This window comes from Janthinobacterium agaricidamnosum NBRC 102515 = DSM 9628 (genome assembly GCF_000723165.1).
Classification (GTDB): Bacteria; Pseudomonadota; Gammaproteobacteria; order Burkholderiales; family Burkholderiaceae_D; genus Janthinobacterium; species Janthinobacterium agaricidamnosum.
Genome location: NZ_HG322949.1, coordinates 1,453,561 through 1,475,981, shown reverse-complemented (window position 1 = coordinate 1,475,981; position 22,421 = coordinate 1,453,561). Strand labels below are relative to the sequence as shown.

Below are 22,421 nucleotides of genomic sequence, written 5' to 3'. Positions count from 1 at the left end.
AACGGTGGCGAGCGTGCCGCCGCCATCTACTCGCTGATCGGAACGGCCAGGCTCAACGGTGTTGACCCCGAGGCCTGGCTGCGCCATGTGCTGACCAACATCGCCGATCATCCGGTCAACCGGGTCGACGACTTCCTGCCCTGGAACTGCGCCACGCAGATTCCCTCGGCCTGAAAACACGCCGCTTCCCAGCGGTGTGATCCCATCATCCAACAATTCGGTGCCTGGCTCAAGACGGCGCTGGCTTTACGCTTACAAACAACTCTAACATTGTCCTATCGCTTTCTGCGGATTTGGAGGATATTATGTCTCTATAGGTCGTGGAAAATGATTGTGAAGTTATGACAAACAGAACCGGAGGCGCTGCAAGGCGCTCGTTACGACGCAGTGCGAGCACTGCTAGCAGCGGGCAAGCCTCGCCGGCCGCCTTGCAGAGCGCCGGTTATGGATGTCAGAAATAACAATCATTTATTACGACCTACTTAGAGCCTATCCCAGTAGATGAATACGCCCTCTTCTGGCGCTCCTCAGCAGCGGGGACTGCGTTGATCGTCGTCGCGTGGCCCGCCACGCGTCCTCCTCACGCCTGGTCCGCGCTCCCGATGCGCGGCCAGAACAAGACGCGCACTACTGGGATAGGCTCTTAGTTGTCCAAGGTGTTGGCCCCTTCCGGTTCGCCCGAAAAGCCCTAATGCTGTGGACGCCAGCCTGATCCAGTGGAGCCGACATGACATCAGCTTTCCTACAGCGCCGACGCCTGCTGCAAATCGCATCCGCGAATTGCATCTTGCTGCTATTTGAACGTCCTGGCTTTGCTCAGGCCGATACGCTGGACGACGCCTCCCTGGCCGCCTTAATTTCGGATTTCGCGAAGCTGCGCACGCTCACCTACAACGAAGTTCGAGATCTCAAAGTCATGCATGCAAAGGCGCCAGGTAAATTGGCTAAATCTGAGCAGCTTTATTTCAAGGCCAAGTCCGCCGCCGACTCTTGGATCGAAACAGTTCGTCTGGGACTGATCACCGGAGGCAAACTCGATGCGAAGTTGCTGAACTCCCGTGCGGAGACTCTGCAAACGCATATCGATGCGCTCATCAATTTCAGCCAGACCAGCCGTACGGCAGCCAGTCCGGGCGAAAAACACAAAAACATGGCGCTCATTACCGCGATTGCGGCATTAGTTGTGTCGATCGGCGGGTTTGCCATTCAGGTCTATCAAACGTGGAGCAGCGCCGACGAGAAGAAACGTAGCGAAATTCGCACGGAACTTGAACTCCTGCGCTGGGGACAATTCCAACAAATTTAAAATCCTAGGGAACATATGCGAACAATCCTCTCAATCATGGCAGGCTTCGTCTTAATGTCCGACATGTACGTCGCCACCGCAGCAGATAACTATCCTGAGGAAATGACTACCCTCATCGACGCCTATACCGTTGGGCGGCTGTCGACCGCGAATCTGCGCGGCGTTTGCAAATGGGGGCTTGCCTCGCCAATCTCGGATGAGCAACTCAAGCAATTCCGCCTACAAAACGCTGCCTTTTGCGAAGGCTTTCTTTCGGCTACAGCAGAGTTTTCTCAATTGGGTTTGGATGGCGCTCCCACAAGGCCTGGCTGCAAATCCATTCCTTCAAGCGAACTATTAAGACGTTTCGTCGCTGGCGCGAGTGCGAAGCAAAGCGCAGGTACTCCTGCGAGCGAGTTCCTGCTTTCGACTGTACTTGCATGCGGAAAGAGGTGACACATGAAGATCATTATAATTTTCCTTGCGTTAGCTGCGGCTGCGTCCCTGACTCAGGCCGCGCCAACCAACGCGGAAGCACTCGCAAACGCGTGCATGGTCACCTGCGAGATAGCAAAAGGGCACGACACACTGCAATCCGACCTGGGCAAGAACGACCAATGCATTGGATATCTGAAGGGATTGGCCGGTGCCGTTGAATGGCAAAACGGGACCGCCGCCAGCCCTATTCCCGCTGGTTCGTGTCCGGCCAAGTTGTTGGCAAACCGCACGGCCAAGTCGCCGCAGGAAGACGAAGTATTGAAACTATCCTGCGGCCTCGGCAAGTGGATTCTTGAGCGCCCTGCTACCTATTCGCACCCCGCTACTGAGGTCACAGTTCAGTGGATGAGGGCCACACGTTGCGAGTAATACAAATGCTTACGCTGAACGTCAAAGCCATCTTCCTGACGCTGGCGATCTTATGTACGTCCCCCCCCTCAATCGGTTCGCCTTTGCTTGACGGCGGATGTACCGGGATGTCGCACAGCAAAAGCTCGGGCACGATGCTCGTGACGGATGAAGAAGGCAAGGTTTTTCAGGGGACCATGGAAAATCCGCTGCAGACTCTCATGAGCTTACCTGGCAAAGTCAGCCAGGCCCGTTTCATACTTGACGGCAGCATCGTACTTGTCTCGTATCGGTCCGGGGCCATTGAAACGTTTTCCGCTGGCGACTTGCGAACACCACTCGCGCATCTGCCGGCATATTCGTATATGTTTCTGTCGCTGTCCAAAAGTGGACACTGGGCGGTCGGGCTTTCGCCAGGACAGACGTCGGCAGACGTGCTAGATCTGTCGGCGGGCCAGATTCGGGTTGTGCGGCATATAGAGCATCCGCTTGGCGCAGCGTTCCGCACCGCATCCATCGCTGACAAAGCTACCGTTCTTGCCTTACTTGACGAAAGAAATAAAGCCCATGTTCTCGATTGGAAGACGGGGCGCTGGCTCTCCGTCAGAGATAGTGGTGATCTCCTTGACCTCAAGTTCGTCGCCAACGATGTTCTCTGGAGCACCGTCAATGGCGGAGTCATGCAAATAGGAGGTCCATTGAAAGCAGGAGACCTTACAGACAAGCTGGATGGTGTCCCCATCACCCGATCGGCCAGACTGGTTGACACCGGCTCCGAGGACTATTTGCTGGCTGCGGACGACCTGGGTTTCACATCGCTTCTTAAACTTCAGACCCAGACGGGCTCTCCAAAATACGGCGAGCAAGGCGGGACGAAGCTTGTTACTGGCTTACGCGAAAGCGTCTCGTCTCCCGGTACGGACCGAATCGCATTTTGCGGCAATGACCTGGAAGTGGCCGAGCTAGGAACCGGCACTCTGGTCTATCGCGCACGCGGCCAGTCAAGACCGGGGGTTTTCGTCGACAACATAACCGACGATGGCAACCTTGCATTGGTGCGAGACATGGACGGACGCGGCGCGATCTGGAGTTTGGGCCAACAAAATTACGTTGGCATGCTGCCTCGCCTTAGGTTGCATGTCTTCCCTACTTTCGGCGCATTGCATGCTACTTCCAAAATCTATATGTCATTCGGTCAAAAAGATGTCTTAACCATCGCGCGTCCCGACAATACCAAGGAAAGAAAGGCCCTGGATACGGGCTACTCCGTCGACGCCCTCCCCATCCCCTTTGATGGCACGAATAGCCGCGAATGGGAAAACAGCATCTGGCTTTCTCCGGATAGTACGCGGTTCGCTTACCTCGCGAGGGGGGAAAGTATCAGCAGAATTGGCTTGCCGTCTGTTGGTCCGTTAGATTTCCTGAGCAAATTTATCAGTGCGTCGCACAACGCCAAGAGCTGTCCAGCGTTTGGCGGGCGTCTGACCGGATCGCGCAATGGAGAGCTGCTGGCCGTGGGTTGTGTGGATGGATTAGCCATCTACAGCACCAAGACTTTAAAACGGTTGGCTTTTATTGCCCCCCCAGGGTGGGAGGCTTCAAGTGCACGGTACAAGGTCTGGATTTCCAGCATGGCATTCGCTCCGGACGGGGAATCCGTGGTGCTCGCTGTGCGTCGGCAACGCATCTTTTTGGCGCCACTGGTAGACCAGTCATTGACGATGAACGAGCCCAGCATCTATGTGTACAAATGGCGCAGGCAAGAGCTGCGTGCTGTTAAAAGCGCCGTTGGCGTTCCCACTACAGCAGTCCGTTTTAGCAACGATGGAAAACAAATCTGGGTCGGCGGTTATTGGGGAAACCTGAGCGCCTACAGCGCCGACGACGGCACTCTGCTCTGGAAGCAAAACGGATTGCTCGGAACTATCTTCGGCATCGCATTTGATGACAAAGACAGGGCTGTGGTGTGGACCGAAGACGGTGAAATCGCGCGGATCAGCCCGAACAACCACACACTCGTCGACAAGCATTGGATCATGAATGGCGGGAATGTCAAAGTCGATGGGATACAGGAAGCGACAAGCACGCGTGGCGGCGACAAGTTGCCGATCAAACTGGCCGATCAACTGCCCCCTGAGTATTTCACCAATGCCGGCGCCGGGGGGGCAGTCGTAGTCTCGTTGAAAGTCAGCGCACTGTTTGAGTCGCCTATGCAAGCTCTACTCTACGTAGATGACCAGGTTGTAGGCACCGGGGCTATATCCGGAACGGCAAAGAATGGGATTCTGAAGGTCATTTTCCCTTCCAAGTTATTTGTTCCGGGCCACGTCAGTGTTGGCCTCTTCTCGCAAGATGGCGGCGCGAGCGGCGCTTTGCCGCTGACCGTGATCGAATCGCGTAACAAAGGGAATACTCGGGGCCGATTGGTTGGCGCATTTGTAGGCGTTAGCGAATATGATTCCCTGCCCCCGCTCCCTCTCGCAACCACTGATGCCCAAGCGCTGGCCGCAGCTTTTTTCGCGGTTGAGCAGTCCAGGATTTCTGTCTCAGCGACAAAAAAACAGACCAAGCAGGACGTGCTGCGGTTTCTCAAAACCGCTGTTGACAGCGCCGGCTATGGCGACACATTGGTGTTGGGGCTATCTGGACACGGATACTCGGTTGGCAACGACAAGTTCTACTTCGCGACCAGTGAGTCCGGCGGCCCCGGCATCCAGGCGGCTCACGGCATCGCCCCTGCGGAATTGCTGGAGCTGATTGCAAGCGGCCGTCAGGGAAACACGCTGTTGATTCTTGATGCGTGCGAAAGCAGCGGCTTAATTGCGGATGTAATCCGGCACCCTCTTTTGGCAGATGGGCCGCTATCGCTTGGCAATTCCGGCGGCGGCTTAGCGGTCAACATCAGCGTCTTGGCCGGTGCGGCGAAGTTACGTCCCGCAAAAGAAGGCTATCGCGGCAAGGGGCTGCTCACCGGGGTCGTTCTCGATGGATTGAAGGGGCCCGCAGACTCCAACCGCGACGGGAGCGTTAGCGTGACCGAACTATTGAACTATGTCGACTTTGCCATGGCACGCGTATCTAAAAAATATTTTCCTACCGAGGCGCAGGACCCCGTCATACACTATGGGCTCGTTGACGCTGAACTCGTGAAAGTTCAGCGATAAGCTTTGCGCGCGTCAGTTGCAATAGGTTTTTTTTCGCGGCGTCCTTCCCTGCTCTGGTTATTTGCGCAAGGATGCTCTCTTCCTTGTTGTCGTTCTTCTTGCGGATGCTATCGTCCGGCGTGCTGGACATCGCTGCCGAACCGCCGCCATAGCTCATTATAAGTATCGCTTGAAAAAAGTTGCGCTGGCGACACTTATCATGCCTCACCATGGATCTGAAGGTAGTTTTCAATCTGGCTTGCTGGTGCATACCAAGCCAGAATTTTGCATTACCAGTGCCGATGCCGTTAAAGGTTCGCGACATCCCGGCACGGAAATTACTCGGGCGATTGCCTCCCATAACGCGTACGTGCAAGGGCAAGGGCAAGGGCGACAACGGCGGCGGCTGTTTCATAATATTAAAATACTGTATATAAACACAGTGTTATTGTATCCCTTTTCCGCTTGAGCCTGGAGTATGCTGATACTCCCGCCAACCAGATCCACCACAAACCATGTCCACTCTTCACGAATTAAAATGCTTCGGCGCCCATCCCGGCGCCGGCAATGTCGCCATCGTCATCGAGGACGATGCCGGCGACGCCACGGCGCGCCAGTTGTTCGCCCGCGAGCAAAACAAAAGTGCCTGCGTATTCATCGATCAAAGCGCTGGCGGCGGCATCGTGCTCGACTATTATTACCCGCACATGCGCAGCCCCTTGTGCCTGCACGCGACGCTGGCGGCGAGCGAGGTGCTGTTTGCGCGCCACGCTGGCCAGCACAGCCTGACCGTCACGACCGCAGTACGCGGCCAAAGCCTGACGCTGCTCAAGACCACGGAAGGTTATTTCGTCAGCCTGGAAAAACAAGCGGCGCCAGCGGTGAAAATCGATGCCGGCCTGCCGGCCGCATTGCTGAACCAGCACCAGCATCCACACCTGCTGTCGGCGCCGGTGATCGCCTCGGTCGGCAGTCCGAAGTTGTTACTGGAAGTCAAAGACCGGGCCGCCTTGCACGCCTTGCGGCCGAACCTGGAATTGATCGCCGACTGGGGCCGCAAAGTGGGCGTCAGCGGTTGTTATGCGTATTACAAACTGGCTGATGGGCAATATGAAGGCCGCAACTTCAACCATCTCGATGCCGCGCTGGAAGACAGCGCCACCGGTGTCGCGGCGGGCGCACTGACGGTCCACTTGCAGCAGGGGTTGAGCGTATTCCAGGGCCATGCCACCGGCCAGGATTGTTTGATACGCACGCAGATGGACGGCGACCGGATATTAGTTGGCGGAGCGGTTGAAAAAACCGTCTAAACGGTATTTTCCGTTTCAAGATCACGCAAAGCGGCAAGAAAGTTCGGTATTGCGGCAAAGAAACAACAAACCAACAATATTAATCGCAAATTAATCATAAAGTAATACCAATTAGTAGTTAGCCCGACATTGTTCGATTTAGAATAAAAATCAACAATCACCGGGAGATGTTGCGTGCCGTCACTTACCACTTTACGTAAAGCCGTTTTGCTCAGCCTGTATGGCACTGTCGTCCTGACTCCAGCCGCTTACGCCCAGAGCGTCAACGGCGCCGCGGCGGCCGAAGCGCCGCTGCAAACCATCAACGTGGTCGGCTCGCGCCGCGCCACCAGTTCCGCCACCGACACCATGGTGCCGGTGGACGTGATTCCGCTGTCGAAAGTGGCCGAGCAAGGCGGCCAGTTCGACCTCGGCCAATCGCTGCAATACATTTCGCCATCGTTCAACTCGACCCGCCAGAGCGGTGCCGACGGCGCCGACCTGATCGACTCGGCGGCCCTGCGCGGGCTCGGCTCAGACCAGACCCTGGTGCTGGTCAACGGCAAGCGCCGCCACACCACCGCGCTGGTCAACCTGTTCGGCGCGCGCAACCGCGGCAATACCGGCACCGACATGAACGCCATTCCGATGCTGGCGATCAAGGACGTGCAAGTGCTGCGCGACGGCGCCGCCGCCCAATACGGTTCCGACGCGATCGCCGGCGTGATCGACATCGGCCTGAAGAAAAGCCTGGGCTGCGAAGCGGTGGCCGGCTACAGCCAATACTCGGCCGGCGACGGCAAGAATTACCTGACCTCGGCCTATTGCGGCATCGCGCTGGGCGACAAGGGCGTGATCGCGATCACCGGCGAATACCTGGACCGCGGCCGTTCCAACCGCGCCGACGCCGACAGCCTGCGCATCATCGGCGACACCCAGTCGAAAAACAAAACCCTGTATGTCAACGGCGACTACCCGACCAGCGCCACCGGCAAACTGTACTTCACCGCCGGCACCCAGACCCGCGACGCCTCCAGCGCCGCGTTCGGCCGCGACGGCATCGGCAGCGACGATATCCCGTCGCGCAATGCGGCGGCGATGTACCCGAACGGCTTTGTGCCGTTCATCAACGCCGACATCGACGACCACTACGGCACCATCGGCCATCGCGGCAAGATCGGCGAATGGAATACCGACTTTTCGCAAACCTACGGCTACAACGAGATGCGCTACAACATCAGCAACACGCTGAACGCATCGATCGCCAACCAGGACTTGCTGAACGGCGGCAAGGGCGTCAGCGCCAGCCGCTACGACGCGGGCGGTTTCTCGTTCCAGCAACTGACCAGCAACGCCGATTTCAGCCGCTATTACGACGACATCTTCAAGGGCTTGAACCTGGCCTTCGGCGCCGAGTACCGCAGCGAAGAATACAAGATCATGGCCGGCGAACCCGGCTCCTACATCGACGCGGACGGCGTCGGCATCGGCGGCAACGCCGGCAGCCAGGGTTTTCCAGGCTTCCAGCCGGGCGATGCCACCAAGGCCAAACGCCACAGCATCGCCGCCTATGTCGACGTCGAAGCCGACTTCACCGAACGCTTCAAGACCCAGGCCGCGCTGCGCTATGAGAAATTCAGCGACTTCGGCTCCACCGTCACCGGCAAACTGGCCGCCAGCTACCGCGCCGCCGAACAAGTGCTGCTGCGCGGTTCGGCCAGCACCGGCTTCCGCGCGCCGTCGCTGCAGCAGATTTACTTCTCGTCGACCTTCACCGACTTCATCGGCGGCGTGCCGACCGACGTGGTGCTGGCGCCGAACGGCGGCGCGGTCGCCAACGCGGCCGGCATCCCGAAACTGAAAGAAGAAAAATCGACCAGCTTCACGCTCGGCACCACCTGGACCCCGAGCCAGGCGATTTCGGTCACGGCCGACCTGTACCGCATCAAGATCAAGGACCGCATCGTACTGTCGGGCCGTTTCGACGCCGACAACTACCCTGACCTGGGTGCCCGCCTGGCCCAGCTGGGCGTCGGCCAGGCCCAGTTCTTCGTCAACTCGATCGACACCAAAACCCAGGGCCTGGACTTGACCGGTTCGCACAAAACCAGCATCGGCAGCGGCAAACTGACGTCCTTCCTGGCGCTCAACCTGAGCAAGACCGAAGTCACCAACATCAAGGCGCCGCCATCGCTGAAAGGCTATGAAGACGTGCTGCTGTCGGAACGCGAACGCCTGTTCATCGAACAGGGCGGTCCGCGCGCCAAGGCGACCCTGGGCTTCGACTACGCGGCCGGCGCGCTGGAAACGGATTTCAAGATCATCCACTTCGGTCCGCAAACGCTGGGCACCTTCAGCGGCACCGCCAACGGCGTGCCGAACGCGCACTACCAAGCGAAGACCTCGGCCGACCTGAGCTTCACCTACAGCATCAACAAAAACACCAAGCTGACTTTCGGCGGCAGCAACATCTTCAACGTCAAGCCGACCGGCCAGAACCCGGATGAAACCGACAACGGCTTCAAGTACGAAAGCGTACAATTCGGCTTGAACGGCGCCTCGTATTTCGGGCGTTTGTGGGTCAAGTTCTAAGCTGCCGAGTTGTCCAAACGACGCCCGGCACAGCGATGCGCCGGGCGCAGTTTTTCCTGGCCCCGATGAAAAGAGGCGGTCATGCATACCTCCACCAGAACGCTGGAATTCTGGTTCGATTTCAGCAGCAATTACAGCTACCTGAGCGTGATGCGCATCGAAGCGCTGGCCCGGCAGGCCGCTATCGGCGTACTCTGGAAACCGATACTGCTCGGCGCCATCTTCAAATCGCTGGGACAACAAACCTCGCCCTTCGTGCTGCAACAACAAAAGGGCGCATACGTCTGGAACGATATGCGGCGCCAGTGCGAAAAATATGGCTTGCCGTGGCGGCGGCCCAGCGTGTTTCCGCGCTCGTCCGTGCTGGCGGCACGGGTCGCGCTGATCGGCGCCGACGAAGGCTGGATCGCACCGTTCAGCCAGCGCATGATGACCTTGAATTTTGCGCTGGACCGCGATATCGGCGATGCGGAAAACGTTAGCGCGGTGCTGACCGAAATGGGTCTGGAAACCGAGGATGTCATCGCTCGCGCGCTGTCGCCCGACAACAAGCAGCGCCTGCGCAGCCAGACCGAAGAAGCCCGACAGCGCGGCATCTTCGGCGCGCCCAGCTTCATCGGCGGGGGCGAACTATTCTGGGGCAATGACAGGCTGGAAGACGCCTTGAGATACGCTGCACCGCCAGCTACCTGAATCACGATTGAAGGCGGCTGGCAGCATGCGAATAGCAGCATTGCTGCTTGTTTTAATGCTGATAAAAATTAGAGTCGACAGTCCATTTGTCCCTCGCCTGAACTGGCGGCCAAGCCCTGTCCCCCTTCACGCAACAACTCAAGGAATATCATGTTTAAATTTATCTCCGCAACCGCACTGCTGGCGAGGACGTCGCATTCGTCCCGATGTAAGCCCGGCACTTCAAGCGCCGGCGCTGCTTACTGGTTCAACACGGTCGCCTTGATGGTGGCCGGACTGCCAGGCGCCTGCGTCTGGTAATTCGCGACATACCAGCGCCGGCCATCGGCATCCTGATTCATCTTGTCGACGAACCGGCTCAAGGCCGGGAAATCGAGCGCCTCCACCGTCAATTGCGCCCCGCCGACGGATTGATCATGTACGAACGACAGGATCGCCACCTCATTGCTTTCAGTTTGTTCCAGCGGCGACAAGATCCGGTTCCAGGAATAATTCAGCGATGCGATGACTTTCTGGCGTTCCTTGAGGCGCAGTTCAGCGGCCGGATCGGCTTTTTTCTGCTCTTGCAAGGCGCTGCGCTGACGCTCTTTCAAGCTTTTTTCAAGCTTTCCTGAGCGCTCTTGCAGCACCATCCGGCCGGCCTGCAAGTCGCGCCACTCCAGCGCCACGCTGACGCCGCAAAGCAGCGCCGCGGCGAGGAATACCAAGCCCGCCCAAGGCACTTGGCGGCGCTCGATAAACTCCAGCCGCAGCTTGCTCATACTTGCTCCTTGGCATGGCCAAACAGCAGATCGCTGAAATCGGCATACAATTCTTTTTTCAGATAAGCCGTGTCGGTCAGGATCGCGCCGGCCGGCGCCGGCAGCATCGCCGACAAGCTGTCGGGCACGGCCAAAAAGATTCCGGCGCGATCTTCGGTCCCCAGGGCCAACGCCAGACGCCGCACTTCCCGCTCGATCAAGCCCGGCTCGCAACGATGGCCCAGCGTGCTGATCGACTCCAGCTGCCCGGCACGCGCCATGCATAGCGTAAATGCGTCATGTTCCAGCGCCAGCAGGGCCAGCGTCGCGTCGGCATGGGCGGACTGGAATAGATTCCAGACGCCGGTCACATAGGGCGCAAACGACACCAGCCGCAACCCGTGCCGCTCGCTGAGCAGCTGGAGGTGCGCGAGTACCGCGCGGCGTAGCGCGCACGCCACCGACTTGAGCGGCGCCGTTGCGGCATCCACGGTAAAGCTCCAGTCGGCGCCGTTCAAGCCAAGCTCCTGCTGCATGTGCGCCTGCGCCGCGGCGCGCTGTTCCTGTGCGTCGCGCAAGCCGGCGGGCAAGTCGAGCGTCATGAATTTGCACAGCGCCGAACCGGCATGCACCTGCAACTGCACGCGGCGCTTGTGGTTCAATTGCAGCGCATCGAGCGTCAGCGAGGCGGGCCGGCTCATGTCCCAGTCCCACTCGCCCAATGGTTCGATGCGCCGCCGCCATGGCAAGCCGCTTTCGCGGCGCGCCATCACCCGCGTGCCGCTCAGGTATAAATGGATCACCTCAATCATAGGCCACCACCCGGTCGATTTCCTCCAGCGTCGTCGCACCCGTCGCCACCAGGTCCAGAGCACGCACGCCGAGCGGACGCACCCCCATCGACAATGCATGGTTCTTGATTTCCGCGACGTCGGCCCGGTTCAATATCATGGTGCGCAAAGTATCGTCGAAGGGCAGCACCTCGGCAATCGCGTGGCGCCCTTTATAACCGGTATTGCGGCAGTGTTCGCAGCCCCGGCCACGCGCCACATGCACCCGCGCGGTATCCATATTGGCCTGCTTCATGCGCCCTATCAATTCCTGCGGCACTTCGACCTCTTCGACGCACAAAGGACAATTACGACGGATCAGGCGCTGCGCGACGACGCCGTTCAAGGCCGACATCAGGCTGTACAGATCGATATCCATGTGCGCGAAACGGCTGATGACGTCGAATACGCTGTTCGCATGCACCGTGGTAAATACCAGGTGCCCGGTCAACGCCGCCTGCACCGCTATTTCCGCGGTTTCAGCATCGCGTATTTCGCCGACCAGGATTTTGTCCGGATCGTGACGCAGGATGGAGCGCAAGCCTTGCGAAAAAGTCAGGCCTTTTTTCTCATTCACGGGAATTTGCAAGACCCCTGGCAATTCATATTCGACCGGATCTTCAATCGTGATGATTTTTTCCTGCCCGGTCTGGATCTCGGTCAGCGCCGCATACAAGGTGGTGGTCTTGCCGCTGCCGGTGGGACCGGTGACCAGCAACATGCCATGCGGCTTTTTGGCCAGCCGGCGGATACGGCCGATGGCGTCTTCATCGAGTCCCAGGCTGGCCAGCGAAATGACTTGCGCATCGCCGCGCAACTGCGATTTGTCGAGCAGTCGCACCACCGCGTCTTCGCCGAAAATGCTGGGCATGATGGACACCCGGAAATCGAGCTCGCGCTCGCCCAGGCGAATCTGGAAGCGGCCGTCCTGCGGAATGCGGCGCTCGGCGATATCCAGCTGCGCCAGCACCTTGATGCGCGATATGACTTCTTCCGCCAATACCCGGTCCGCCAATTCTGAGGCCGGCACCAGCACGCCATCGAGCCGCAGCTTGACTCGCACGCCGTCGCGTCCGCATTCGAAATGGATATCGCTGGCGCCGGCCTTCCAGGCGTCGTAGATCGCCGCATCGACAAAGCGCACCACCTGGCTGCTGCTGCGTTCGATGGTTTCAATCGAAATTACCTTCACCGCGGCATCGCTGCCCAGCGCCTGGGCCTGCGCCGCACTGCTGGGCAATTCGCTGGAGGCCTTGATGCGCTGCTGGGCATATTCGAGCGCGGCCAGGATTTCCGGCCTGGTTCCCCATGCCAGCACCGGATAATGGCCGATCCGGTTGGCCAGCCATTGCAGCGCATGGTCGTCCCATGGATCGGCCACCACAAAGCAGGTGCCGGATCCCTGGTTCAGCGGATAAATCCCACGCTTGACGCAATCGGTGAAGCTGACCTGCAGGAATTCCGGCGCCTGCCGCACCAGCGCCTGCTGCGTAAAATAAGACACGCCCAGCTCGGCTTCGGACAGGCGGCCGATATCTTCGCTGGCGCAGCCGGCCAGCGCGGCCAGCTCCGCGACCAGCGGCACGCCGCTTTGCGCGGCACGCGTACGGGCCTGCGCCATCAGGCTGGTCAAGGGCGTGGCGGACAGGTCGCTGCTCATCTTCAAATTCCTCCGGCCAGGTCGAATACCGGCATATACATCAAAATAATAATCGCACCGATCATCAAACCCACCGCCATCAGCAGGAGCGGTTCCGCCAGCCGCGTCGCGCGCTCCATGAACAGCATGAATTCCTGGCGATACGTGTGGGCGATGATGTCCATGATCTTGGCCAGGTTGCCGGAGCGCTCGCCCACTTGCAGCAAGCGCTCGCTGACGCTGTCGGTCAAACCGTTGGCGCTGAACGCAGTACTCAGGCGTTTCCCTTCCAGTACCGACAGGCGCGCATTGACGATCTGGTCACGCAGCTTGGCCTCGAACGCCAGGTTCTGCGCCAGCGGAATCGCATCGGCCAGCGTGTAACCGCCCTTCAGCAGCATCGACATGGTCTGGTAAATCCGCGCCAGCTGGTACAGCCGCAAATAGTAGCGCGCAAACCTGAACCTGCCCAGCAGGCGCAGCGCAATCGCCTTCAGCTTGCCGTTACGGTACAGCACCAGCGTGCCGGCCGCCAGCGCCACCACGCCGCAGATGATCAAGGCCAGGTAATCGCTGGCGAACTGGCCAGCCATCATCAATATCCTGGTCGACAGGCTGACCGATTGCGCAAAATCCTCGTACACCCTGGAAAAGCGCGGCACCACATACGACATCATGAACAGGCACACCAGCATGCCGAAACCGACCACCATGCACGGATAGATCGCGGCGCTGATGATTTTCTTGCCCAGCTCCTGCGCCACTTTTTCATAGCCGATATATTCATCGAGCGCATCGTCGATGCGGCTGGTGCGCTCGCTGGCCTTGATCGACGCGATCAGCAGCGGAGGAAAGGTAAACCGGCTCAATTCCAGCGCCGCCGACAGCGGCTTGCCTTCCAGCAGGCGCTGCCGGATATCGATCAACACCGCATGCTTTCCATCGCCGGCATTCTTCGAGCACAAGGCCTCGATCGCCTCGACCAGCGACATGCCGGACGACAGCAAGGTGCGCAGCTCTTCGCAAAACAGCACCATATTAAAACCCGTCACGCCGCTGCCGCGCCAGCGGCCGTACGCCGCCAGCGACAGCACCGTGGCGCCCTCGTGTTCCAGCGCCTGGCGCGCCGCCGCGGCGCTTTCACCTTCCACCAGGCGTTCGGCCACGCTACCCGAGGCGGCGTCGAAAAGACGCGCCTTAAACTGCATGGCGCTTCCCGCCGCGCCGGCTGATCGATCTCGTCATTGCTTTTCCCTATACACAAATTTCCATTCGGAGTAGCGGGCGCCGGCCAGCACCGCCATGCCCGGCAATAACAGCGGCTGCTTGCGCAGCGGCTCTTTGTCGCTCAGGCTGTAGACGCCGGCGATGCCGCCATCCTGCGCCGGCACCAGCCCCCATGGCTGGGCTTGGTTCAGCGGATCGGCATACAAGCTGCGCAAATGCCGTTCGACGCCGACAAAGCGCCGGTCCTCGATCAACTCCTCCAGCTTGGCCGGGTAGTGTTTGACGGCGCCCGGAGAGCGCGCATAATACGAGCCGATCGCGCGCGCATAGGCGCTGCCGACCTGGATCAATTCCTCTTCCTTTTCACGTTGCGAAACGGCGCTCCACGATTCGCCCAGCGCCGCCAGCAAGACGCCGAAAATCGCCAGCGCAAACAGCATCGCGACATAGGTAAAACCGGCTTGCGCGCCGGCGCCGCGTTCACCAGTCGGCATATTCGCTGCCATCGCGGGCGCGGCCGGGTGCGCCGCTTTTGATATCGAATACATTGCCGGTTTCTTTCTTTTCCGGCGCCACCACGATCCAGCTGTCGGCGCGCTGGGTGATCGGATCGACCGGGATCTTGCGCAGGTAGCGCCTGGCGACGATCTCGTCCAGCGATTCCGGATACAGGCCGACATCGCCGAAATACTTGTCGATGGCGTCGCGCATCAGCGCCAGGTCCTGGCGCAGCACCGACTCCCTGGCCTTGTCGACATTGCCGAAATAACGCGGCACCGACAGCGACAGCAGCATGCCGATCAAGGCCATCACCACCAGCAACTCAATCAGGGTAAAACCGCGCCGGGCGGCGCCGTCTACCATGAGCGGTAAGGAATGCCGTTCATGCCCACTCCCTCCGATTGCGAATACACGTCGAACACATCCCGCCCCGGCTTGGGTTCATCCGGGCTGGAAAGATAGCTGCGCAAGCCCCACGATTGCGCGGCGCCGGTCTTGGCGGGCGCAAACGGATCGCGCGGGATGCGCCGCAACAGATACATGAGCTGGCCGCCGGCCGCCAGATCCGGCACGCCGGCCGCCAGCGCCTCCAGGCTGGGCGGATAACCGCTGGCGCCGGACGCCTTGACGACTCTTCCGGCGTCGGACGCCTGCTTGTAGGCGTCGATGGCGCGCCGGATTTCCCATACCGCCTGCTTCAGCTCGCGCTCCTTGTTGCGCCTGGCGGTCAGCTCCGCCAGCGGCATGGCCGCCGTGGCGAGTATTCCAAGCACCGCCATCACCACCAGCAGTTCGATAATCGTATAACCGCGTTTCCAGTCCCGCATCGTACTGTCTCACTTCACGGTAATCTGCGGCGCGTTCGGCAATTCCACGAAATCGAGCGGCGGCATGGCGATCGGCTTGGCCGACACCACGCGCAGCCCGGCCTGGCCGGCGGCCAGCGCCTTGAAGCGGAACGTCATCACTGTGCCCTCGCCCTTGCTGCCATTGGCCTGGTTGCGCAAGATGCCCATCGACGCGCGGCCCTTGTCCTGCTCCAGCACCCTGGTCTTGCTGATGGCGGCGCCGTCCTGCGTGAAAAAAGCCCCCTCTTCGGCATCCAGCACTTGCAGCACCTTCGGGTCAAACGCCAGCTCCATCGGCACGCCGCGCACCGGCGTATCCGCCTTCAAGTTGACATGCACGGCAAACGTGTCGCCCACCCTGACCTCGGACGGCACCATCAGTTTCAGCGTAGCGCCGGTTTGCGGCGGCGGCTGGCCGCCGGGGCCGATCAGCGGTACCGCGGCCGACGGCGGCCCGCCGAGGCCCGGCGGCAGCGGCGCCGGAGTCCCCGGCGCCTTGCCGTCGTTTGCTTTCGGTACGCCCGGCAACGTCAGCGGCCGGCTGCGGATATCGTTTTCGGTGCCCGACCAGAACTCGATCTGGTTCAAGTCCGGACGCCGGATATTGTGCACGATGCGCGGCGTGATCGACAGCACGATCTCGGTGCGCTGGCCATCGTCGCGCTGCGACGAAAACAACCGGCCGACCAGCGGCAGGTCGCCGACGCCGGGCACCCGGTTGGCGCTCATGCGTTCCTCGTTATTGATCAGCCCCGCCAGCAGCTGGGTTTCGCCGTCGTGCAGGCGCAGCACCGTGTTGGCGGTGCGGGTACCGATCTGGTATACCAGCGAACCGGCCGAGGTCTTGATTTCACGCACCAGCGAACTGACTTCCAGGCCGACCTTGATGGCGACTTCATCGTCCAGGTAAATATTCGGCTCGACATCGAGCTTCAAGCCGACATCGACATATTGCACCGACTCTGAAATGAAATTGCTATTCGCCGCGCTGCCGGTGGTGGTAATCACCGGCAATTTATCGCCGATCAGAATCTTCGCCTTTTCGCGGTTGCGGGCACGGATTTTCGGATTCGCCAGGATATTCACATTACCCACGTCGCGGTGCAGATTGATTTGCAGGTTGGGCGTATTGACGCCGATCGTATCGCGGTTGATGCCGCGCAGACTGCCCAGCGTGAAGCCGGTGGAGCCGGCCGGCGCGATCGGCGTCAGCGACAGATTGTCCGGATATTTGATGCCCAGTTCGGTCAGGCTGGACGTCTTGATTTCCAATACCTCGACTTCCATCATCACTTCCGGTTCGGCCAGGTCCTGCAAGGCGATCAGGCGTTCGGCCAGCCGTACCGTTTCCGGGGTCTCGCGTATCACGATCAGGTTAAGCTTTTCATCGATGAAAGGCTCGCGGATCTTCAACATCGTCTTCAGCAGCGCGGCGGTCTGCTTGACATCGGCGCTCGACAGATAAAACGCGCGTATCACCAGGTCCTGGTATTCTTTGGCCTTTTCCGGGGTCTTCGGATAGACCAGCACGGTCGCGCTGTCGAGCACCTTGTATGCCAGCTGGCTGGTGGTGGTGATCAATTCCAGCGCATCTTCCAGGCGGGTCTGGCGCAAGAAGACCGTGGTGCGCAAATCCTGGCGCACGTCCTTGTCGATGACAAAATTGATGCCGCTATTGCGCGTCAGGACATCGAGCACCATGCGCAGGTTGGCGTCGCGAAAATCGAGCGAGATCGGCCGCGTTTCAGCCAGCCGCGCCGCGACCAGTTCGGATTGCCGGGTCTCGAGTTCCCACTGGCGCTGCAAGGCCAGCAACTCGGTATTTTTCGGATTGTCCTTCAGCGCCGTTTCGACCACTAGCATGGCGCGCTCGCGCATGCCCTTGCCGGCCAGCTCGCGGGCGCTGGCCAGCGCTTCCTTCTGGCGCCGGTCGCGTTCGATGTCCAGACCCAGCGCGCCGGCCCGCGCATCGTTCGGATTGATCGCCAGGGCGCGCCGCACGATCTCGGCGGCTTCCTTGTCGTTGCCGCTGGTGCGGGCGGCGCTGGCGGACGACACCAGGCGGGCGAACACCGTTTCGCGCGCGCTGGCCAGGCCTGCCCGCAAGGGTACGTTGTCCGGGTAACGCGCCACGCCGTCCTGGTAGGTTCGCAAGGCTTGCTCATACAGGCCGGCCTTGAGCTGCTGTTGTGCATCATCGCGGATAAACTGCGCGGCGCAACCGGATAACAAGGCCGCCGCGCCCAGCGCGCCGCACCACCTGAAGTACATTCCCCTGTCAAACAACGCGATACTCCTGAATTATTAAGCATGGCCGCGCCCTTGAACGACGAACAAACGGCAAATTATTAGTGGCGGCGCCAATGTCTCAATTCACCGCGGAGCGGGTGGCGATTTCCACCTTTTCATTCAACGGCAAATATGTCATCACAATCAGTGTCTCGCTGATCGAATCGATCCGGTATGTATTATCCAATGTTTCCTTGGCCCGAATCGGAATTAATGCGTTATCACGCGTCAAATACGTCAGCAACTGGCCGTCGATATTGACCATGCGGCCAAAATACTGATACGGAAAAGGCGGCGCGCCCGGTTTGACCGGCGCGGGCGGCGGTGGCGGCGGCGCCGGGGCAAGCTTCGGCGGCGGCGGCAAAAAGGTCACCACCCGGAATGGATCGCCGCCCGCCTCGACCAGCGGATCGCGCGGCGTATCGGCCACACCGACGGCGCCATCGGCATTGATAGAAGCTGGCGCCGGGCCGGGACGGACCGCGCCATGGGCCGGCAGCGCCGCGGCATCCTGACGCTGCACATCGCGCCACGCAGTCCAGCCGACCAGCACCAATGTCAGCAGCGCGGCCAGCGCCAGGCCTTGCCGGCGCTCTATCTTCATGCTGCTTTCCGATAAAAATAAGTGAAGCGCACCTCGATGTCGATCGAAGGTTCGGCGGCCCGGCTGCGGCGCAGCGCCAGCGATTCCAGGGCCAGGCCGTCATGCCCCGCGAGTAAATCGGCGAGGGTTTTTTTCAAGGCGGGATAAGCCCCCTTCAGACGTGCATCGATTTCCATCCGGCTGACATCGCTGTTGGCGGAGTCGGCCAACGGTTTATAGGTGGCGTCGGATAACAGCAAGCCATTCTTGACGGACAACTCCTGCAAATCGCTGGCGACCACCGGCAAGCGCTCGATGGTGGCCAGCCGCTCCCGCAAATCGAAAGCCCGCTGCGCGCCGCCAGCGGCAAGCGGCGTACGCAACTGCGTTTGCAACATCTTGACCTGACGCGCCAGCGTACCGTTTTGTGCGCGCAGCGCCGGCAACTCGACAAACCCCATCGCTGCGGAAAAACACAGCGCGGTCAGTCCCGCCAGCCAGGGCCAGTGCTGGTGGGGGGTGAAGTGGAACTGGGTGATAATTTTAATAAAGGACATGTGGGATTACGCAAGAAACTCGGCTTAATCGACAACCGCTTTTCATTATGGCGTTAATTAATCATCCACGAACTCGATACCCGATCTTCCGTGAATATCGAACTCGTGGTTGCCGTCACTACTTATATCTCAGAACGACTAATCTTTCCAATCAAACATTTCCTTAAAGTCATGAAAGCATGTATCACAAATCCAGTGATAGTTATCTTTTGTCGCATACCCGACATAGAGCGTATCAGGAATATCTACAGAAAACTTCTCGCCACAAAACTCACAGTGATCATGATCCCATCCATCTTTATAACAGCGATACTTCTTTTTATGAAGTACAACACCCTTTAGATATTTTTCTTGCCCTTGCAGACGCCAATCATTCATTTTTCACTTTCCTACTCGTGTTCCATCGCGCTTGCCATCCTTGTTCTTTGTCGCCTGCAGAGCGCGGCGATCAAGGTCGCGATCAGACAAGAAATTTGTTAGCGAATTCCATCAGGGCCAGCAAGCGATCGACCTGCATCAACACGCCGGATATAAGACTGCGACTTCAATTAAACCCATCGCGCAAAGTCATTTGACATCCGGAGGCGTCCATATAAGCATTTCCCTAGACGAAAACAGAGATTTTTCGACATATCACTTATAAATTTAAATTTTCAGAAAAATACCTTTTCACCAATTCGATATCCAGATCACTCCATCCCAGATTTTTATTTGTTTCTGCTCGACGAAGCCGCTTTTCCAGGTTTTCGCGCACAGTACTGGATCGCAACGAAGTGAGCTTAATTTCCGTACAATATAGTGCTGCCGAACGGATTGTTGAGGAAATTGCATCATGAATACTTGTCATGATTACTGCATCAAATTGGCTGCCAAATTCCTCAGCAATAGAATCGCTCAGCTCTCCAAGACCAAGTACAACATAAAGATCAGGACGAGCACGATCGACCCGCAACTTTGTCAAGTCAATAGATTCTGGCCAAAAGGCAAGAGCTCGTTCAAATAGCACTGAAAAAATAAGTACCGAATCTGCCTCATTCATTTTCTAACCCTTCCATCAGGCAAGATACTATTTGGTGTTTTTCCTTTTTCCCATGATCTTTTATCAGGCCATCGTTTCCATTGACTTCCATCACCATCACGATTCCCTTGTCCCGATTTATCTCGATCCCAAACTGAACCATCTTCAGGATTTAACTTAGCACCGTCACCATCATTAATGCAGTTAAAGTCGGAATTATCAGGATTATTGGGATATGGCGCCTCAGCGGTTGGCTTCTTAACCTCGCTCTCGTTGCCGCCTGTGCCACTATTCGAGAAAAATATATCGTCGAGATACGATCCAAAATTTGCAAGCACATTGCCAAACGATGCCCCACCAGTAATACCAAGACCTACAAGACCTGGCGCACCAATAGCGCACGCACCGCCGGTTCCTGCAGTACATCCTAAAGCTACTGTACCTCCAACAGCGCCGCCTAAAACACCACCTGTCAGTATCAATCTAGCCCGTGCACTCTGCGATATGGCATTATAAATATACCCATATGCCGCAGTCACAGCACCGTTAGAAAACTTACCACCACCTAAAACCGAGGCCATGGGAAGACGCTTACCTGGCCAGTATAGCGCCGGTCCGTGCCGCTGCCGTTCCAGTCATACACCAGCTTGCCGTCTGCGTCGTAGGCGCCATTCACCCTGCGCCGCTTGCCGAATGGATCATAGGCATAGCGCGCCTCAAGCCCGACATCACTTCTTGCTAGTTGCACTGTAACGCCGACGCTTGCCCATCGCGATGGGCAACGCGGGCCTTACCATCTGTCGCTACAAAGTGGCGGGTTGCTTTGTGGCCGGTGTATGGGGCAATTCACCTAAGTAAGTCGTAATAAATTATTGTGATTTCTGACTTCCATCACCGGCGCGCTGCGGACGGCCGGCGAGGCTTGCCCGCTGCTAGCAGTGCCCGCACTGCGTCGCAACGGCCGCCTTGCAGCGTATCCGGTCTGTTCGTCATAACTTCACAATCATTTTCCACGAGCTACTTAGCAACACAGATTTAGCAGCGTTTTGTTCACTTGGCCAATGGCTGGCTACGGATAATCAGCAACGAAAAAAACCATACAATCCGATAGTCTGGATTGCGTGACTTCCTTTGCACGTGACGAGTGCTACAGCGTATCAATAGCTTCCAACTGAATGCTCTCAGCCAACATAATCACGGTCGCGCCGTAGACAGGCTCAAGCTCCATCAAAGTCAAAGTCCCAGAACGGACGCGGTCCAACTTTTCCGAGAGCACAGGCCAATCCAAGTCGCTGGCATCGGGTTCTCGTCCGCGCATCATGAAGAACAAACGTCTTGCAGTTTCTGCCTCTTGACCGTCACCAGCATCGAGTCGCGTTACACGGTCAATGATGTTAGACAGTCGCATCTCGTTGATGACAAAGTCATCAACCCCGTGGACAACAATCTGCTTGCGCTTTTCACCTTCCCACCTGCACGTCACATCGATCCGAATTTCCTTCTTCGTCGGTTCGACACGAATAGCGTCAATTGTGGCCTCCGTCAAAATATTCCAATCATCCGACAAAAATTTCCTCCAAGTCTGAAATAGCCCTGCTTAAAGCTCGATTCTCATCATCTGTCGGGCCACGACCTTCATCTAATAGCGTCGCATTTATCACTTCCAGATCCATGGCGATTGGATCTACCCGAGCTAAAAATTCCTCTCTGCCTAAAACAGAAATTAATGCCTCGATCTTCTGAACGAACACATTCAATGAAATGCCGCCACTCTTATAGTCATAGATAAACTGCTGCATTAACATAATTTTCCGAAGCTCGAACTCATCCATATTCAGTCACTTGGTTATAACGGCAATCACTTTACCGTCTTGATTGGTTACAACTCGTACACCACTTTCACCAGTATGGACAGTAGTACCGGGACTATTACCCGGTTCAGCCTTACCATTTCTGACGGCATCCTCGACAACAGACGGCGGAACCCCTCGCCCTTGCATGCGATCCACTGCATGACCTGAATAATCACGATCACCGATATTCGTTGGCTTATTCATGCCATCCTTGACATCCAAGGGACTACCACGCTGTCCAGTCGGGGTACTTGGATGCTTATCGTTCGGGTCACTCGCTCCTTCTTTCGCGCCATCTCCGCTATTCGTCCCCTGCGCATCCAGCGCCTGCTCCGCACTCTCAGACGCCGCTTCATCGCTCATGCCCTCGGCAACGGCCATGCCCAGCGCGATCGGCAGCGGCGTCGTCGCCTGCAGCCCTTTGACGAAAGAACCGCCCCCTTCGCCAGCCCCTTGAGCGCCGCGCTGGCAAGGTACCGGAATCCCCT

Annotated in this window: 24 protein-coding genes and 1 pseudogene; 8 read left to right on the top strand and 17 right to left on the bottom strand. The window is 58.3% G+C overall.

What is annotated here, in order from left to right:
* From GJA_RS06275 to GJA_RS06255, 5 genes and pseudogenes are all read left to right on the top strand, one after another.
* Positions 1-174: pseudogene (locus GJA_RS06275) on the top strand (transposase domain-containing protein); the annotation flags it as partial.
* 553 nt (positions 175-727) lie between these two features.
* Positions 728-1,306 carry a hypothetical protein gene (locus tag GJA_RS06270; RefSeq protein ID WP_038490009.1) on the top strand — a complete coding sequence of 193 codons (579 nt, stop codon included), beginning with the start codon at positions 728-730 and terminating at the stop codon, positions 1,304-1,306.
* Positions 1,307-1,321: 15 nt separating this feature from the next.
* Positions 1,322-1,741, top strand: coding sequence for a hypothetical protein (locus GJA_RS06265; protein WP_038490007.1), 420 nt, complete (start codon positions 1,322-1,324; stop codon positions 1,739-1,741).
* A 3-nt stretch (positions 1,742-1,744) separates the two neighbouring features.
* Entirely contained in the window at positions 1,745-2,152 is a 408-nt protein-coding gene (locus GJA_RS06260; RefSeq protein ID WP_038490004.1) for a hypothetical protein, read from the top strand.
* A 5-nt stretch (positions 2,153-2,157) separates the two neighbouring features.
* Positions 2,158-5,295: a caspase family protein gene (locus GJA_RS06255; RefSeq protein ID WP_038490002.1), complete on the top strand. Its 3,138-nt coding sequence runs from the start codon at positions 2,158-2,160 to the stop codon at positions 5,293-5,295.
* On the opposite strand, the gene GJA_RS27150 is transcribed toward GJA_RS06255, so the two are convergent.
* Positions 5,246-5,689: a hypothetical protein gene (locus GJA_RS27150; RefSeq protein ID WP_144241437.1), complete on the bottom strand. Its 444-nt coding sequence runs from the start codon at positions 5,687-5,689 to the stop codon at positions 5,246-5,248. The genes GJA_RS06255 and GJA_RS27150 overlap by 50 nt on opposite strands.
* Before the next feature lie 100 nt (positions 5,690-5,789).
* On the opposite strand from GJA_RS27150, the gene GJA_RS06250 reads away from it, so the two are divergent.
* The 3 genes from GJA_RS06250 (at position 5,790) to GJA_RS06240 (ending at position 9,848) form a co-directional block, all read left to right on the top strand.
* Entirely contained in the window at positions 5,790-6,584 is a 795-nt protein-coding gene (locus GJA_RS06250; protein WP_038489999.1) for a PhzF family phenazine biosynthesis protein, read from the top strand.
* 174 nt (positions 6,585-6,758) lie between these two features.
* Positions 6,759-9,155 (top strand): TonB-dependent receptor plug domain-containing protein, encoded by a 2,397-nt coding sequence (locus GJA_RS06245; RefSeq protein ID WP_038489996.1) that lies wholly within the window; start codon positions 6,759-6,761, stop codon positions 9,153-9,155.
* A gap of 81 nt (positions 9,156-9,236) precedes the next feature.
* Positions 9,237-9,848, top strand: a complete 612-nt coding sequence (locus tag GJA_RS06240; protein ID WP_038489994.1) for a 2-hydroxychromene-2-carboxylate isomerase — start codon at positions 9,237-9,239, stop codon at positions 9,846-9,848.
* Between the two features lie 239 nt (positions 9,849-10,087).
* Here GJA_RS06240 and GJA_RS06235 read toward each other — a convergent pair whose 3' ends face one another.
* The 16 genes from GJA_RS06235 to GJA_RS27130 all read right to left on the bottom strand — a co-directional run bounded on the left by GJA_RS06235 (position 10,088) and on the right by GJA_RS27130 (position 22,296).
* Positions 10,088-10,609, bottom strand: coding sequence for a hypothetical protein (locus GJA_RS06235; protein WP_038489992.1), 522 nt, complete (start codon positions 10,607-10,609; stop codon positions 10,088-10,090).
* A complete protein-coding gene (locus tag GJA_RS06230; RefSeq protein WP_038489989.1) occupies positions 10,606-11,400 on the bottom strand; it encodes a hypothetical protein in 795 nt (264 codons plus the stop codon). The genes GJA_RS06235 and GJA_RS06230 overlap by 4 nt, the downstream gene beginning before the upstream one ends.
* On the bottom strand, positions 11,393-13,078 hold the full coding sequence (locus tag GJA_RS06225) for a GspE/PulE family protein (RefSeq protein WP_051780371.1): 1,686 nt from the start codon (positions 13,076-13,078) through the stop codon (positions 11,393-11,395). The genes GJA_RS06230 and GJA_RS06225 overlap by 8 nt, the downstream gene beginning before the upstream one ends.
* A gap of 2 nt (positions 13,079-13,080) precedes the next feature.
* Positions 13,081-14,265, bottom strand: coding sequence for a type II secretion system F family protein (locus GJA_RS06220; RefSeq protein WP_038489987.1), 1,185 nt, complete (start codon positions 14,263-14,265; stop codon positions 13,081-13,083).
* A 33-nt stretch (positions 14,266-14,298) separates the two neighbouring features.
* Complete coding sequence (locus GJA_RS06215) at positions 14,299-14,778, bottom strand: type II secretion system protein (RefSeq protein ID WP_038489985.1); 480 nt, start codon at positions 14,776-14,778, stop codon at positions 14,299-14,301.
* A complete protein-coding gene (locus tag GJA_RS06210; protein ID WP_038489981.1) occupies positions 14,765-15,148 on the bottom strand; it encodes a type II secretion system protein in 384 nt (127 codons plus the stop codon). Before GJA_RS06210 ends, GJA_RS06215 begins: the two co-directional genes overlap by 14 nt.
* Entirely contained in the window at positions 15,142-15,612 is a 471-nt protein-coding gene (locus GJA_RS06205; RefSeq protein WP_038489978.1) for a type II secretion system protein, read from the bottom strand. Before GJA_RS06205 ends, GJA_RS06210 begins: the two co-directional genes overlap by 7 nt.
* A gap of 9 nt (positions 15,613-15,621) precedes the next feature.
* Positions 15,622-17,904: a cohesin domain-containing protein gene (locus tag GJA_RS06200; protein WP_038489975.1), complete on the bottom strand. Its 2,283-nt coding sequence runs from the start codon at positions 17,902-17,904 to the stop codon at positions 15,622-15,624.
* A 97-nt stretch (positions 17,905-18,001) separates the two neighbouring features.
* Complete coding sequence (locus GJA_RS26010; RefSeq protein WP_051780369.1) at positions 18,002-18,526, bottom strand: hypothetical protein; 525 nt, start codon at positions 18,524-18,526, stop codon at positions 18,002-18,004.
* Complete coding sequence (locus GJA_RS06190; RefSeq protein ID WP_038489972.1) at positions 18,523-19,062, bottom strand: hypothetical protein; 540 nt, start codon at positions 19,060-19,062, stop codon at positions 18,523-18,525. Before GJA_RS06190 ends, GJA_RS26010 begins: the two co-directional genes overlap by 4 nt.
* A gap of 138 nt (positions 19,063-19,200) precedes the next feature.
* On the bottom strand, positions 19,201-19,440 hold the full coding sequence (locus GJA_RS27145) for a hypothetical protein (protein WP_144241436.1): 240 nt from the start codon (positions 19,438-19,440) through the stop codon (positions 19,201-19,203).
* Positions 19,441-19,699: 259 nt separating this feature from the next.
* Positions 19,700-20,101: a hypothetical protein gene (locus GJA_RS27140; protein ID WP_144241435.1), complete on the bottom strand. Its 402-nt coding sequence runs from the start codon at positions 20,099-20,101 to the stop codon at positions 19,700-19,702.
* On the bottom strand, positions 20,098-20,661 hold the full coding sequence (locus tag GJA_RS27135; protein ID WP_144241434.1) for a hypothetical protein: 564 nt from the start codon (positions 20,659-20,661) through the stop codon (positions 20,098-20,100). Before GJA_RS27135 ends, GJA_RS27140 begins: the two co-directional genes overlap by 4 nt.
* A gap of 566 nt (positions 20,662-21,227) precedes the next feature.
* A complete protein-coding gene (locus GJA_RS06185; RefSeq protein ID WP_038489970.1) occupies positions 21,228-21,647 on the bottom strand; it encodes a hypothetical protein in 420 nt (139 codons plus the stop codon).
* Positions 21,637-21,912, bottom strand: a complete 276-nt coding sequence (locus GJA_RS06180) for a hypothetical protein (RefSeq protein WP_038489967.1) — start codon at positions 21,910-21,912, stop codon at positions 21,637-21,639. The genes GJA_RS06185 and GJA_RS06180 overlap by 11 nt, the downstream gene beginning before the upstream one ends.
* A 6-nt stretch (positions 21,913-21,918) precedes the next feature.
* Positions 21,919-22,296, bottom strand: a complete 378-nt coding sequence (locus tag GJA_RS27130) for a DUF4258 domain-containing protein (protein WP_167541085.1) — start codon at positions 22,294-22,296, stop codon at positions 21,919-21,921.
* Positions 22,297-22,421 lie beyond the last annotated feature (125 nt).

What these genes read in the sequence shown, in the direction of transcription:
- GJA_RS06215 (WP_038489985.1), bottom strand. Translation starts at nt 14,778, where the DNA reads ATGCCGACTGGTGAACGCGGCGCCGGCGCGCAAGCCGGTTTTACCTAT.
- GJA_RS06270 (WP_038490009.1), top strand. Translation starts at nt 728, where the DNA reads ATGACATCAGCTTTCCTACAGCGCCGACGCCTGCTGCAAATCGCATCC.
- GJA_RS06190 (WP_038489972.1), bottom strand. Translation starts at nt 19,062, where the DNA reads ATGTCCTTTATTAAAATTATCACCCAGTTCCACTTCACCCCCCACCAG.
- GJA_RS06205 (WP_038489978.1), bottom strand. Translation starts at nt 15,612, where the DNA reads ATGCGGGACTGGAAACGCGGTTATACGATTATCGAACTGCTGGTGGTG.
- GJA_RS27150 (WP_144241437.1), bottom strand. Translation starts at nt 5,689, where the DNA reads ATGAAACAGCCGCCGCCGTTGTCGCCCTTGCCCTTGCCCTTGCACGTA.
- GJA_RS06250 (WP_038489999.1), top strand. Translation starts at nt 5,790, where the DNA reads ATGTCCACTCTTCACGAATTAAAATGCTTCGGCGCCCATCCCGGCGCC.
- GJA_RS06180 (WP_038489967.1), bottom strand. Translation starts at nt 21,912, where the DNA reads ATGGATGAGTTCGAGCTTCGGAAAATTATGTTAATGCAGCAGTTTATC.
- GJA_RS06260 (WP_038490004.1), top strand. Translation starts at nt 1,745, where the DNA reads ATGAAGATCATTATAATTTTCCTTGCGTTAGCTGCGGCTGCGTCCCTG.
- GJA_RS06235 (WP_038489992.1), bottom strand. Translation starts at nt 10,609, where the DNA reads ATGAGCAAGCTGCGGCTGGAGTTTATCGAGCGCCGCCAAGTGCCTTGG.
- GJA_RS26010 (WP_051780369.1), bottom strand. Translation starts at nt 18,526, where the DNA reads ATGAAGATAGAGCGCCGGCAAGGCCTGGCGCTGGCCGCGCTGCTGACA.
- GJA_RS06200 (WP_038489975.1), bottom strand. Translation starts at nt 17,904, where the DNA reads ATGTACTTCAGGTGGTGCGGCGCGCTGGGCGCGGCGGCCTTGTTATCC.
- GJA_RS06220 (WP_038489987.1), bottom strand. Translation starts at nt 14,265, where the DNA reads ATGCAGTTTAAGGCGCGTCTTTTCGACGCCGCCTCGGGTAGCGTGGCC.
- GJA_RS27130 (WP_167541085.1), bottom strand. Translation starts at nt 22,296, where the DNA reads ATGAGCGATGAAGCGGCGTCTGAGAGTGCGGAGCAGGCGCTGGATGCG.
- GJA_RS06265 (WP_038490007.1), top strand. Translation starts at nt 1,322, where the DNA reads ATGCGAACAATCCTCTCAATCATGGCAGGCTTCGTCTTAATGTCCGAC.
- GJA_RS27140 (WP_144241435.1), bottom strand. Translation starts at nt 20,101, where the DNA reads ATGAATGAGGCAGATTCGGTACTTATTTTTTCAGTGCTATTTGAACGA.
- GJA_RS06230 (WP_038489989.1), bottom strand. Translation starts at nt 11,400, where the DNA reads ATGATTGAGGTGATCCATTTATACCTGAGCGGCACGCGGGTGATGGCG.
- GJA_RS27145 (WP_144241436.1), bottom strand. Translation starts at nt 19,440, where the DNA reads ATGAATGATTGGCGTCTGCAAGGGCAAGAAAAATATCTAAAGGGTGTT.
- GJA_RS06210 (WP_038489981.1), bottom strand. Translation starts at nt 15,148, where the DNA reads ATGGTAGACGGCGCCGCCCGGCGCGGTTTTACCCTGATTGAGTTGCTG.
- GJA_RS06255 (WP_038490002.1), top strand. Translation starts at nt 2,158, where the DNA reads ATGCTTACGCTGAACGTCAAAGCCATCTTCCTGACGCTGGCGATCTTA.
- GJA_RS06225 (WP_051780371.1), bottom strand. Translation starts at nt 13,078, where the DNA reads ATGAGCAGCGACCTGTCCGCCACGCCCTTGACCAGCCTGATGGCGCAG.
- GJA_RS27135 (WP_144241434.1), bottom strand. Translation starts at nt 20,661, where the DNA reads ATGGCCTCGGTTTTAGGTGGTGGTAAGTTTTCTAACGGTGCTGTGACT.
- GJA_RS06240 (WP_038489994.1), top strand. Translation starts at nt 9,237, where the DNA reads ATGCATACCTCCACCAGAACGCTGGAATTCTGGTTCGATTTCAGCAGC.